Genomic DNA, 12992 nt, shown 5'->3' with positions numbered 1-12992 from the left:
TTTTCATATTGTGTAAAATAGTTTTCATTAATGAGTAAATAGTTTTCTCATTGGTTAGTCGTTGTGAGGTCAGTGTGTTTTTCTTTCTATTAGTTATCTTCATCTTAGTTCCGGTTATAGAGCTAAACGTACTGATCCGTGTCGGTGAGTCGTTCGGGAGCTGGACCACCGTCGGTTTGGTATTTTTCACTGCGATTGTCGGCGTCTCTTTGGTTCGTAGCCAAGGGATCACAACACTAATGCAAGTGCAGCAAAAGCTTGCACGAGGCGAAGCACCCGGTCAGGAGATTGTCGAGGGGATGATGCTGGCGGTTGCCGGCCTGCTGTTGCTTATTCCGGGGTTTGTTACCGATGCCATTGGACTATTGCTGCTGACTCCCTTGACCCGCATCCCTGTTGCCGGCTTTCTTTACAAGCGAATGCAGATGAGAGTCGTTAAAAATGGTGGTTTTCATGCCGGGTTTGGTCCCGGCACCAACGGTACTCAAGGCCCCTTTGGTCATCACCCGTTTGATGATAGTAAGAGTCAAAACCCTGAAGGCGGTGAGACATTCGACGGTGATTTTGAGCATAAGCATGATCCCAGCGACAAGCGTCCGGAAAGCCATCAGATAGAAGATAAAGAAGATCCTAGGACCTAGGACCTAGGACCTTGTTCTTCGGATTCCTTGGATAAAACTTTTCTTCCTTACAATCTATCTGGCTGAACTTTCTGGTGTTTTTGTAGGGGAGTTTCATGAATCCCGAGACCCCTTTCCCCTGTATTTTATTCACGTGACTCAATATTCTATCGAGACTGGCACGGAATGCCGCTTGTTTTCTGGGGTTTAATAACCTTAGATAACTGTGGATCTTCATATGGTTAGGGAGGACTTCGAAGATGATGCAGCCGGTATGATGGATCTTATTGATCCATGCCAGTTCATTTATGATCTCTGCAGGAAGCTCAAGGTTTTCATCGGGATCTCGTCCATCCTCGAAGTAAGAGTGCAAGCGGGATTTATCCTCTAATGAAGGCACGCTTCCGACCTCGAAAGGTAACTGCTGCTCCGGATCGATAAGAAAAGGCTGTGTGGTATCATCACGTTCGAGGTGCAAGGTATCTCTGGCATTGAAGAAGCAAGCCTTAAACACTCCGATTCTTCTTATTCCTCTGGCCAGAGTGACCATATTGTTGACCGCTAAGGTCAATGCCGCTTTTTCCTCGGTTCGATACAGGGCCAGATTGGAATCGATAAAAACGCCGGTTTCTCGCCAGTGAATTGCCAGACCGCCTACAATCGAGTATTGACCGATACGACCGACAGCAGCGATAAACCCTTTCTCGGTATCGCCCATTCCCGCCATGAAGTTACGATAATATTTTTCTAACTGAAGGTCATCCATCTTTTCGATGGGATCTTCCGTATTATGTTCTTTCAGGAATGATTTTCGAGAGCTATAGATAACCGTCTCTACATCGCGTTCACGAGTGAGCTCCCAAATCGGGATCTCCTCTGTCAGCGGTGATTCATCTATATCGGGCAGGTGAAGTCGGTGGCTATGAAGCATACTCTTGAGGAAATAATCCCCTGCTTTATTCCGCTGGACCGGATTTTCACTGAGCATGCCATCTAAGGTTTTTGCCAGCTCTACGGGTAAACCTATGCTGGTGGCTGTTATCACCTTGCTGCCGAAACGACTCGCCTGACCCGATGCAATGGCATATAAGGTTGCTGCGACACCCTGCTCATCGAATCGGGTACTGGAGAGGGAGCCATTGAGTTGCTCCTCTCCAATAAAATAGACATCTCCCATTCTGGCGTTAGTATGTTGCTGATCATTTGAGAGAAGATCCATCACATTTCCATTGACCGGATTACCCAGAGCATCTCGTTGGGCAAATACCGCCGAGCCCCAATCAATAAGTGAAAGATGATTTGTCTTTATGTCGTAGACTAAGTTGGATGGCTTTATATCGCCATGCACCAAAGGACGACCGTGGTGCAGGTATTGCAGTATATTGGCAAGTTGCCTGGCGATATTCATGACCATAGCCACAGGCAGTGCGCCTCGTTTCAAGCAGAGTTGTTCGAGATCCTCACCCGGCGCCCTTGCCATGACCAAAATACCTTGTTTACCGGCATGGGCAAACTTGATAGCGGGAGGCACATTCGGATGCTTGACCTGAGCAAGCATAAACGCCTCCTCCTCGAGCCTATCCTGAACGTGTAGTGGCAGAGTGACGCGTGAGAATTTAAAAACATGAGCCTCGCCTTTGGGGTCGATGCCGGCAAATACAAACCCATAGGCGCCTTTACCAACAAGCTCCAACTCCTTATAGCCTAACTTACCCAGTTGTTGCTTACACAGGCGTATCCAGGCTCTGTGTTTGCGTGCATCATCGGCTTTAAGCAGATAGATTGACTGCTCTTCTGATATATAGAAGTGTTGCAGTTGTGGTGTTGGCTGTTGGCTTGTAGGCATCTTAGGTCATACACGCTTTCTTGAGTACTGGATTCATTAAATCAATAAGCTGAGAATAAGCCAACATTTATTATCGTTAATTATGATCTTATCAAGCGATTCATCAGTGGGTTGATCAACACCATGTTTGTTAGATCAAAAGGTGCCTATCGAACATTTTCGGTGATGATATTGACCTATATCAATTCTGTTACAATATTTCACAGGTAACCTCTTAGATAGAACTAATATATCTTTATAAACGTAAATAAGCCTCTTAGTTGATATTAGTAGGGGCATAATTGAAAGTGAGGAGGGGCATATGACAGAGTTAGACAAGGCCCTGTTAATAGAGTTACTCGAATACCCAAGGAAACGCATCGTTCAATCGATGGAGTTGAAATTTTGTCCTCATGCAGGCTTTTTCAATACCAGTGATGAGCAATGTCAATATTGCCATCAGGGGATGGAATGTATTTGGATGAATCACAACGACGAGTTAGTCGCGGTTGAGGAAAAATCAGTTCAGGAGATCAAACAACAGCTGTTGATCGCCGTAGATTTTATCGATTCCAGCTTGACTCCACATCACCTCTCCAGAAGAAACTGTGAGTGTGAAAATTGTATGTGGTTGAGAAAGGCACAGAAAGTATTAGCGATAAAATAAACATCTAATTTTTATAAATAAAAGTAGCTGCAGCACTTAACTCAGTTTGAATATTTTCTCTTTAAAGATTTAGTCTTAAAGACTTAAATTTTGCATCTCCGTTTTGTTCCCATTAGAGTATCGGAAAATTATTATTTCCAACATTTATGCTTGGCGGTAGTCATGCGTGTGTTGAGGTGAACAGGACAAATTATGGAACCCGGATTTTGGCATAGTAAATGGGATACTCAGCAGATAGGCTTTCATCGAAATGAGGTCAATCCGTTACTGGTAAAATATTGGCCTCGGCTGAACCTGAGTGAGCTAGCTAATGCCAGTGTGTTTGTCCCGCTTTGTGGTAAGACTCTGGATATCTGTTTTCTCGCCGAGTTAGGCCATGAGGTGATCGGCTGTGAGCTCAATCAGACAGCCGTGGAGCATTTTTTTACCGAAAATGATTTAAGTTATTCAACGAGCCGGGTAGGTGGGCTGCAAAAGTTCGTTACCGAACAGGTGAGTATCTACCAAGGTGACCTATTTTCTCTTTCTCCGGATGACTTATCCAGCCAAGAGCATCGAACCATCGGTGCTTTCTATGACAGGGCCGCACTCATCGCCTGGCCCGAAGAGATGCGCCTGGATTATGTGCAGAAGCTTGCTTCGCTCATTCCGCCAAAAAGTATCGGCCTGCTCGTTACCTTAGATTACCCCCAAGAGGCCTTGAAAGGCCCTCCGTTTGCCGTATCGAATGATTGGATAATGGCAAATATGGCGGAGTTTTTTGAAGTCGAAAGATTGGCCTGTGAAGATGTGCTCAGTGAAAACCCGAGGTTTATCAAGAAAGAGGTACCTTGGCTAACAGAATCTGTCTATCGGCTTGTAAGGAAGGGCGAATATAGCGCAGCTATTAGCTCATGAGCGAGAGTCATGGACGACGAACTGGCCTTGTAAATGGATTTACTTAGTAGAACGCTCGCAAGCTCACTTTGACGGCTTCGCCTGTTTATCTGAAAAGCAGCCTTATCTCATAGCCCAAAGGGCATCATCTTAGCCTTTACAGCGGAGCGCCGATTAGCGCGAAGGGTGTCGTCTTAGATTCTATAACAAAGTGTCCAATAGCCCGAAGGGCGTCGTCTTAGCTTTTATAGTGGAGCGTCTAATCACTTTTACAGCGAAGCGTCGACTAGCTACGTAGTAGCGTCATCTTAGTTTGATGCACAAAAAAAGCGACCATCGGGTCGCTTTTTTTATCTAAATTCGCGAAGCGAAATTAGAAGTTGTAACGTACACCAACAGTGAATACGTTGTCATCTTCTAGGTCAACTTTACCGGCTAAAGCAGTATAGTCACCTTCGTACATAGCGTAGTGGCCATATACCATAGTTGATTTAGCGATCTTGTAGTCAGCACCAACAGTGATAGTAGTGATGTTTACATCAGTTGTTTCAGCTGTCTGGATGCCAGAACGCTTAGCGTAAAGACCAAGACCTGCTTCATCTTTACCGTATTCAGCTTTAAGGTTAACGCCGTTTAGGTTGTATGCAACGTTGACGAAGTAAGTGTTACCTTCAAGGTTAGGCTTGCTGATGCTTTCAGAGTTTTGGAACAGACCGCCTAGCTTGAAGCCAGCAACCTTAACTTGAGCAACACCACGGTAAGCATCCATGTCGGCGATGCCCTTGTTGTATGCACCAGCAACGTAGAAGTTTTGAGCCTTAAGCTTCTTATCACCGATAGTCGCGCTTAATGCGTACTGGTCATCAGCATTTTCAACACCAGCTTGAACGTTATCAGTCATCAGGTAAGTCGCGTTAAGCGTTACCAGATCGGCAATCTTTGGAGAGTAGTACCAGATACCATCGGCTACACGTGATTGTGCACCCACAAGACGGTCGATATCGGCGTTAGAGTTACCGAATAGGTCAATGCCACCTTCAGATTGCTTGAATACTGAGTCGTTACGACCAACAAGTACAGTACCTGCAGTAGTCTTAAGACCTAGGAAAGTGTTACGAGCCTTGAAAACATCGCTGTTAGAAGAGGTGTTTTCAACCTGAAATTCCATCTGGTAGATCACGTCGATGTTGTTAGCGATAGTCTCGCTACCTTTAACGCCTACGTGAGAGAAGTTGTTCTCTAGAACAGTGCCTTCTTTTCCTTCGCGAGAAGTCAGGCCATTGTCAGAGTTAGTCACAGACAGATCCAGACGACCGTAGAAGTTAGGGCCTTCGGCTAGCGCGCCAAATGAAGCCATAGTCAGTACTGATGCAACTGTTGCAGAGATTAGTGTTTTTTTCATGTTTTGAGTGCTCCCAAGAACCTAAGTTCTTCTCCATTTATAAATGGTTATTTATGGTTTTTAATTTTGCTACAAGGGTCCATTCTTGTAACAATCATGAGCTCGGATTTTACAGTTTTATCTCGATAAAATTGTGGGCTAGATCATGTTTTTGCCTTCTCTAGCATCCATAGCATGCGTTTTTGTCACAAGTTTGCACTCAAAGTTTAAAAAACAAGCTGAAGAGGTAAAGTGCTTACTTTATATCTACCTATAATTAGGTGGGCTAACAATTATATACAGAACGGGGTGCGGGATCGTTAAGGAAAAGCTAAAATTGTAAACCTAATGATGCCGCGGCTTGCGAGAAGATTTAACAATTGGTCGCGATGGGATATGACATGGCTTTGAGTGTCATGGTCATTCATTATATTTTATTGGGAACAATTGCGAACTTGGAAAAACAGTAGGGAAAAGTGGTTTCTGGGGCTGGATTAAATTGATTTTTATCGGTTATATTAGTAAAAAGCGACCAATGGCCGCTTTTTATATAAATTCATACTAACTGGTTAGGATTGCTGCTAGTTTTTTTCGATTGGAAAAATTCTAGCCCTTGTCCCGTTTGGTTAGAAGTCGTAACGCATACCGACAGTGATGATATCGTCATTCAGGCTTTGCGTGACACTGTTTAGCATCAAGTCACCATCGAACTTAGTGTAGTGTCCGTAAAACAATGTGCTCTTGCTGACACGATAGTCTGCACCGATACTGAATTGCTGCAGATCGACATTAGACACAGTTTCCATCGCTCCGCCATCGGTATTGCCAACGAATCTGCTCACATACTTACCAAGACCCGAGTTGTCGTTACCATACATGGCTTTTAACTTCAGGTTACCCATAACGTAAGCGGCGTTAACGAAGTAAGTGTCGCCTTCCAGATTTGAATACTTATCGTCTAAGTGTTCACTGTTCTGATAGAAGCCACCTAAGATCACATCACCCAGTTTCACTTGTGCCACACCGCGATAGGCCTTGATATCATCGATACCATCGGTATAAGCACCCGATACGAAGTAGTTTTGTGCTTTCAGTGCTTTGTCACCTATGGTGGCACTTAACGCATACATGTTGCCCGCATCTATGCGGTCATTGGTTGTGTCATCATAGGAGACATAGTTATCTTCAACCAGGTAAGTTGCGTTGAATGTCACTAAGTCGGCAATCTTTGGTGAGTAATAGCTGATACCATCGGCGCTGCGAGACTGTCCGGCAGCAAGAAGATCGATATCTGAGTTGGTATTACCGAAGAGATCGAAGCCACCTTCTGCGGCTTTGAATACGGTGTCATTACGACCAACAAGGGCAGTACCGGCAACGCTCTTAAGGCCTAAGTAGGTGTTACGGGCCCCGAAGGTGTCTCCTGAGTTGTCGAAGTTCGTTACGCCAAACTCCATCTGGTAGATCACTTCAAAGTTTTCATTGATCTTCTCGGTGCCTTTAACACCTAACCATGAGAAGTTGTTTTCAATTATGGTGCCCGATTTCTGGTTTTGTGTAGCGACACCGAGATCAGAATTGGTGAATGCAAGATCTGCACGGCCATAGAAATTTGGGCCGTCAGCGAGAGCTGAGAAAGAGGTGATTGCTAGTGTCGATATGATTGATGCAGACAGAACCGTTTTCTTCATTTTTGTATTCCTGTGGCTAGTTGTTTTAACAGCATTTTCTGCTGTCGAGCATTAAGTAAGGCTTGAAAAATTCATGCTGGTAAAGGCTGTGCGATTTAGTGGATGCCAGCCTGTTGAATCTGTAATTGTCGATCGGATTCTGTCATAGATAGGGAACTTTCTTTTGTGATCTTCGTCACGATCGGTGGATCTTGTGTGATATCAGTCATCTTGATTTACAAAGGTTTATACCGATCTAAATATATAATTAACAGTATTAACTACAGTCGGTAAGCTAAGATGGATTTTAGTGAAATTGGTTAACAGGTGTGTGAGTGGCTTGACGGATAAACTTGTTTTAGTTTTTATGGTTGAAATGAGATAAAATTACTCCACTTAATTACTCGTCTGCCACGGTAGTTTAGTCACTATGCTATGCCATTGTGACTTGAAACGGCCAAAGTGGCAGATGTTTAGATGACTAAATATCCTCGTTGGAGTTCGTGTTGGAAGAAGTGATGCTTTCTGAAGCATATATAAATCGATTTGCAGGTATTGGCCGTTTATATGGTCAAAAAGCATTAGCGCAATTCGCGCAGTCACATGTTGCCGTTGTCGGTATCGGTGGTGTGGGAACTTGGGTCGCTGAATCGTTGGCAAGAAGTGGGATCGGTGAGATCACCTTGATCGATCTCGATGATATCTGCGTGACCAATACCAACCGCCAAATTCATGCCTTAAAAGAGACGATCGGTGAATCAAAGGTTGAGGTGATGGCTGAGCGTATTTTGCAGATCAACCCGGAGTGTAAGGTCAACCAAGTGGAAGACTTTATTACAGTGGAAAATCTGGGGGAATACTTTATCGGCAAGAAGCAGGATGGCCCACTTGACTATGTGGTGGACTGTATCGATGCCGTTAAACCCAAGGCGGCGCTTATTGCCTGGTGTAAGAGGCAAAAGCTTCCCATAGTGACTGTGGGTGGCGCGGGCGGTCAGATCGACCCGACGCAGGTTCAGGTTGCGGATTTAGCGAAAACTTACCAAGACCCTCTATTGGCAAAAGTGCGAAACCTGTTACGCCGGGAACATAACTTCTCTAAGAATGTGCAACGACGATTCAGTATAGAAGCGGTTTTCTCTACCGAGCAGCTGGTTTATCCGCAAGCAGATGGCAGCGTATGCAATACCAAGGCGAATGCCGATGGCAGCATGCGCATGGACTGCGCATCCGGCTTTGGTGCGGTGACTGTGGTTACCGGTACATTTGGATTTGTTGCCGCGAGTCGGGTGTTGACTAAGCTGGCAAGAAAAGTGCTTTAAATAGTAACAGAGTACAATAGTAAGCTGAGCTGTAGTAAAGAGTGTGGTGAAAAATTGATGGCCCCAGCTTGCAGGTCGTCAATTAGCAGATCTTCAATCCTGAGTATCAGAGTCAGGCGTCGTCAGTACAATGACGTCGCCTGTTTTCAATTGGTCTTTCGTCACTGAGCGTCCATTTAGCGCCTAAGTCATTTATCAAGTTGACTCCAATTAACTCTGCCGTATCTTTGGCAACACTTTAAATTAACCAAACTTTGATCAAAATCTAATGTTTGCCCAAAATGACTTGATAGACTCAGGTCACTTTTACTTTTGGTAGTCTTCTTATGAGACAAGCACTGTTAGAACGTTTCCTGCGTTATATTAAGATTGATACTCAGTCTGATGGTCAAAATCTTGAGTCCCCTAGTACTTCATCGCAATTTGAATTTGCGAAGCTGCTAAAGCTGGAGCTCGAAGAGTTGGGATTCCATAGAGTTGAACTCTCCGATAAGGGCTACTTGTCTGCGAGCGTACCTAAAACCATCGAGGGTGTACCCTGTATAGGGTTTATCGCACATTTAGATACCGCTCCGGATTTCAGTGGCGCGAATGTGACTCCTCAACTGATCAGTGACTATGATGGCAGCGAGATAAAGCTGGGCGAAGATGAATTATTGAGTCCCGAGCTGTTTCCTGACATGCTCAAATACTTAGGTAAAACCTTAATCACTACCGATGGTACCAGCTTGTTAGGTGGTGATGATAAGGCGGGCGTATCTGAAATTATTACGGCATTACATTTCCTTTTAAAACATCCGGAGATCTCGCACGGAGAGATACGCCTATGCTTTACTCCCGATGAGGAGATAGGACGAGGTGCCGATCATTTTGATGTTCCGGAGTTCGGTGCACAGTGGGCTTACACCATAGATGGTGGCCAGCTCGGTGAGCTTGAATTTGAAAATTTCAATGCCGCAACGGCGGTGATCACTGCAAAAGGTAACAATTGCCACCCAGGAACGGCCTATGGGGTGATGGTGAATGCCCAAACTATGGCCGCTCGCTTCCATGCCAAGATGCCATTGCATGATACGCCTGAGGGCAGTAAAGACTATGATGGTTTTTTCCACCTAATCAATATGCAGGGGCTAACCGAAGAAGCCGAGCTTACCTATATAATTCGGGATTTCGATCTGGAACTATTTGAAAAAAGGAAGACTTGGTTAACGGAGCGCGTCAAGAGCTACAATGCCGATCTTGTTCTTGGTAGCTTAGAGATTGAGATGACCGATAGTTATTTTAATATGAAGGAGCAGATCTTACCTTATCCTCATATTATCGATATTGCTGAACAAGCCATAACTAATCAGGGTGTTACTCCGTTGATTAAGCCTATTAGAGGCGGTACCGATGGTTCGAGACTCTCTTATATGGGATTACCTTGCCCCAATATCTTTACCGGCGGACATAATTTCCATGGCAAACACGAATATATCTGCCTCGAGTCAATGGAGAAGGCTGTCGATGTGATCATCGATATCTGTAAACTTACCGCCGAACAGCAGTAGGTCTAGCAACAAAAAGCCTAGCTTTAATGTCCTGTTAAAGGATGACGGTGATTCTCCTGGAGAAGGCTGTCGTCCTATTGTCCATCCATCGACATCTGTAAGCTCACAGCCGAAGAGCAACAAGTCTAGCTTTAACGCCCTATTAAAGGATTACGTTGATTCTCCTGGAGAAGGCTGTCGTTCCTATTGTCCATCCATCGATATCTGTAAACTGACGGCCGAAGAGCAACAAGCCTAGGTTGATTGAGTATTTCAGCTGGCTGAGAATGTCAGCTGAAAGTTTCAGGTAGAAAGTCTGTGCCTGAATCATGATACGGAACAGTTACCGGGAAAGAGATAAGGAAGCTAGCTCCACCCAAGTCACTCTCGGGTTCAAATTTGATATTTCCCTTTAATAAAGTGGCAGCATTAAATGCAGCTGATAAGCCCAGACCTGTCCCGCCCTGACTACGGTTAGTGGTATAAAATGGCTCAAAAATATGTGTCGAAGCCTCTTTAGATATACCGGAACCATTATCTTGTATTGAAATATGGAGTTGATCCTCTTTCAATTGAGCCTTGATTAAAATGATGCCATTTTCCATTTGCTTGAAGGCGTGTGAGTAAGCATTTGACAGGATATTGGTGATGATCTGCTTTAATAGGCTTTGGTTGGCTGTTATCTCGAGATCAGGATCCAGGTCGAATTGAACATCCACATGTTGCTCACCGAATAGAATCTTCATGGCTTCATGATTATCCACCAGACTCTGTTTTAAATTGAAGCTGCGCTTTTCTTCTAAACTTTGCTGTGCGGCAACGGTTTTAAACTTTTGAATCAGGGTGCTTGCACGCGTGATATTACTGACGATTAGTTCACAACTCTCTTGATACTCTTCCAGAATAGAATTGATCTCCTCCAGAGTCGCATTCTCACTGTGGATTAACTTGATTAACTCTTGGATGTGAATGAGCTGAGAGCTGGCTGCCGTCAAACAGATCCCAATGGGTGTGTTTATTTCATGTGCGACACCCGATACCAGGCCACCTAAAGCCGCCATCTTCTCTTGCTCAACCAGCACTTCCTGGGCACGCTTAAGTACGAGCAAAGATTGCTCTAACTCTTGGGTGCGTTCTTTCACTTGCCTCGATAGCTCATCTTTATAGCTGGTTTCTAACTCGAGTAAACGCTCTCTATCTGCCAGAGATTCCTGAAGTTCCTGTTTAGATTTTTTTATATCGGAGAAGGAGCGACGAATTTGATTTTGCATGCCATTAATCGCAAGCGATACTTGCTGGAACTCATCTTCTTTCTTGTTATTTTTATCAAAAGTAAGGGGGATAGCAGGGGAGTCGAGATCTATCTGTTGGCAATATTGACTTAAACTGTGTAGGTGTCGGGTTACAAAATACCAGACTAAAAAAAGGATGAAGCCAGCAACGATAAAGGTTTTTATCGCATTTGAAAGTAAGATAATAATGGCGCGGTCCAGTAGTTTGTCATAAACGGCTTTCAGATCTGCCTGGACTAATAGGGTACCTACGGGGATGCTGTCACTACCTGAGCTGTAAAATAGCTCAAAAGACTTCTCTATCGTATTTTCTGGTGTAGGTGCACCGGCAATCCATATCTGACCACTATCATCATTAATTGAGATATAGGTAATATCAGGCAATTGAATCAGGCCATTGAGCTGAGTGTTGATTAAACGTTCGTCGATGACCCAGATGCTGGCAGCCAGCACATCTAAATTCACTTTTTCGATACTGCTAAATTGACGAGATATTCTATCGACATCGCCCTTATAGTCATTGACGAGTTGAAAGCCTGTTGTCAGTAGGGTGATGATGGAGCTAAATAAGACTATCGACAAAGTCAGCTTTCGACCTATGGGGCTTTTAATTAACCGGCCTGTAAATGTCTGCATGAACCCTTTTCTGCACCTCGAAGTAAGTAATTATGTTCAATTATGGTGTCAGCTATCCATAAATTGTGCTGCCTTTTGTAGCTATAAGCATAGACCGCTTCTAGCGTTATTGATCAAGTTAGTGCGTTAAAAACAAAGATAAAAGCAGAAATGTCGGCAATGGAACAATTTCATTAATTTATGGCATTATTTTTGCTTTGTATCTTAGTAAGTACAGAATTTTGACACTAGGTCTTCATATGCAGAAACTAAAATTTCAACTCACTAAGCAATCGGCCCCTAAACAGCTTATCTTCAGCTCGATGCTCTGGTTAGCTATAGTGAGCGGTGCGCTGCTATTTATACCTAAAGCACTGCTATCGGCATTGAATTTGGACGAGGCCGTCACAGCTAACTCTCATTTTATAGGCTTAGGTTTAATTATCGGTGTTGCCTATCTCATGACACAAGTGCTTAACTATTTTCTGGATGAAGCGATTGGTTATTTTAAGAACAAACGTAACACAGAGATCATCGAGGAGAAAGTAAAGCTACTCGATCCAACGGAAAGGGCCCTTTTGAGAGAATTTTTTCTCCAAGGCGAGACCGTTTTGACGTTGCCGCAAAATGAACCTGCTGTGAGTAGTCTACTTTCAACAAATATTATTGAACATCTAGGTAACCAGAAACATTATGCTATTCAAGGGCCAACGGCAGACTATAAGATCTCGATGCGAGCTAGAGTCTACCTAAATCGACAAGTCTTAAGGTTACCAGCGGGTGAACCAAGTCAAGAAGAGATGCAAAACCTAATAAAGGCGAGACCACCTTTTGCTCATAATCTGGTCAGTGCCCGAAAGCATGCGGCTTGAATGTTGGCCAACCTAGGATTATCGTTCAGCGAAAAACTGTGAGAATATTAGAGAGAAACAGATAAAAAGATGGGGGCTTCATTGCCCCCATTGCATTAGAAACAGCAAAAAATATTGCTGTTTCATCGAAACCTTGTGTTTATTCTGGCTTAGACTTGTGAATAAACAACCAAATGAGATAGGACATGATGCCTATAGTGGTGAAGATGACTATCATCGACATTAATCCTATCGGATTACCAAACATTAAATCTAACCAGAAAGCCATGAGCGAAATCCTTTTTCACAATACCTGTATTCATTACTCCTCCCTAAATTAGTCT

The 12992-nt window shown here is 43.9% G+C and carries 11 protein-coding genes; 6 read left to right on the top strand and 5 right to left on the bottom strand.

Features of this window, described 5'->3' with window-relative positions; all coding sequences use genetic code 11:
* Positions 1–74: 74 nt before the first annotated feature.
* A complete protein-coding gene (locus EKG38_RS16895; RefSeq protein WP_126521396.1) occupies positions 75–641 on the top strand; it encodes an FxsA family protein in 567 nt (188 codons plus the stop codon).
* Here EKG38_RS16895 and EKG38_RS16890 read toward each other — a convergent pair.
* Positions 631–2466, bottom strand: coding sequence for a protein kinase domain-containing protein (locus EKG38_RS16890; RefSeq protein WP_126521395.1), 1836 nt, complete (start codon positions 2464–2466; stop codon positions 631–633). The two genes, EKG38_RS16895 and EKG38_RS16890, sit on opposite strands and share 11 nt — an antisense overlap.
* 301 nt (positions 2467–2767) lie before the next feature.
* On the opposite strand from EKG38_RS16890, the gene EKG38_RS16885 reads away from it, so the two are divergent.
* Both EKG38_RS16885 and EKG38_RS16880 read left to right on the top strand, forming a co-directional pair.
* Positions 2768–3112 carry a hypothetical protein gene (locus EKG38_RS16885; RefSeq protein ID WP_126521394.1) on the top strand — a complete coding sequence of 115 codons (345 nt, stop codon included), beginning with the start codon at positions 2768–2770 and terminating at the stop codon, positions 3110–3112.
* Between the two features lie 192 nt (positions 3113–3304).
* Entirely contained in the window at positions 3305–4009 is a 705-nt protein-coding gene (locus tag EKG38_RS16880; protein WP_126521393.1) for a thiopurine S-methyltransferase, read from the top strand.
* 352 nt (positions 4010–4361) lie between these two features.
* On the opposite strand, the gene EKG38_RS16875 is transcribed toward EKG38_RS16880, so the two are convergent.
* On the bottom strand, positions 4362–5390 hold the full coding sequence (locus EKG38_RS16875) for a porin (protein WP_126521392.1): 1029 nt from the start codon (positions 5388–5390) through the stop codon (positions 4362–4364).
* 605 nt (positions 5391–5995) lie between these two features.
* The gene (locus tag EKG38_RS16870; RefSeq protein ID WP_126521391.1) at positions 5996–7060 is read right to left on the bottom strand and encodes a porin; all 1065 of its coding nucleotides are present in this window, start codon (positions 7058–7060) and stop codon (positions 5996–5998) included.
* Between the two features lie 497 nt (positions 7061–7557).
* Here EKG38_RS16870 and tcdA point away from each other — a divergent pair, with 497 nt between their 5' ends.
* Both tcdA and pepT read left to right on the top strand, forming a co-directional pair.
* On the top strand, positions 7558–8361 hold the full coding sequence (gene tcdA / locus EKG38_RS16865; RefSeq protein ID WP_185826890.1) for a tRNA cyclic N6-threonylcarbamoyladenosine(37) synthase TcdA: 804 nt from the start codon (positions 7558–7560) through the stop codon (positions 8359–8361).
* 326 nt (positions 8362–8687) lie between these two features.
* Complete coding sequence (gene pepT, locus EKG38_RS16860) at positions 8688–9911, top strand: peptidase T (protein ID WP_126521389.1); 1224 nt, start codon at positions 8688–8690, stop codon at positions 9909–9911.
* Between the two features lie 269 nt (positions 9912–10180).
* On the opposite strand, the gene EKG38_RS16855 is transcribed toward pepT, so the two are convergent.
* Positions 10181–11818 carry a sensor histidine kinase gene (locus tag EKG38_RS16855; RefSeq protein ID WP_126521388.1) on the bottom strand — a complete coding sequence of 546 codons (1638 nt, stop codon included), beginning with the start codon at positions 11816–11818 and terminating at the stop codon, positions 10181–10183.
* Between the two features lie 239 nt (positions 11819–12057).
* Between EKG38_RS16855 and EKG38_RS16850 the strand changes: the two genes are divergently transcribed.
* Complete coding sequence (locus EKG38_RS16850; RefSeq protein ID WP_126521387.1) at positions 12058–12669, top strand: superinfection exclusion B family protein; 612 nt, start codon at positions 12058–12060, stop codon at positions 12667–12669.
* A gap of 139 nt (positions 12670–12808) precedes the next feature.
* Here the strand turns inward: EKG38_RS16850 and EKG38_RS16845 are convergent, their stop codons facing one another.
* Positions 12809–12937: a DUF3149 domain-containing protein gene (locus tag EKG38_RS16845; protein ID WP_126521386.1), complete on the bottom strand. Its 129-nt coding sequence runs from the start codon at positions 12935–12937 to the stop codon at positions 12809–12811.
* Positions 12938–12992: the final 55 nt, after the last annotated feature.

The organism is Shewanella canadensis (assembly GCF_003966225.1).
GTDB lineage: Bacteria > Pseudomonadota > Gammaproteobacteria > Enterobacterales > Shewanellaceae > Shewanella > Shewanella canadensis.
This window is presented reverse-complemented; position numbering and strand designations above follow the sequence as displayed.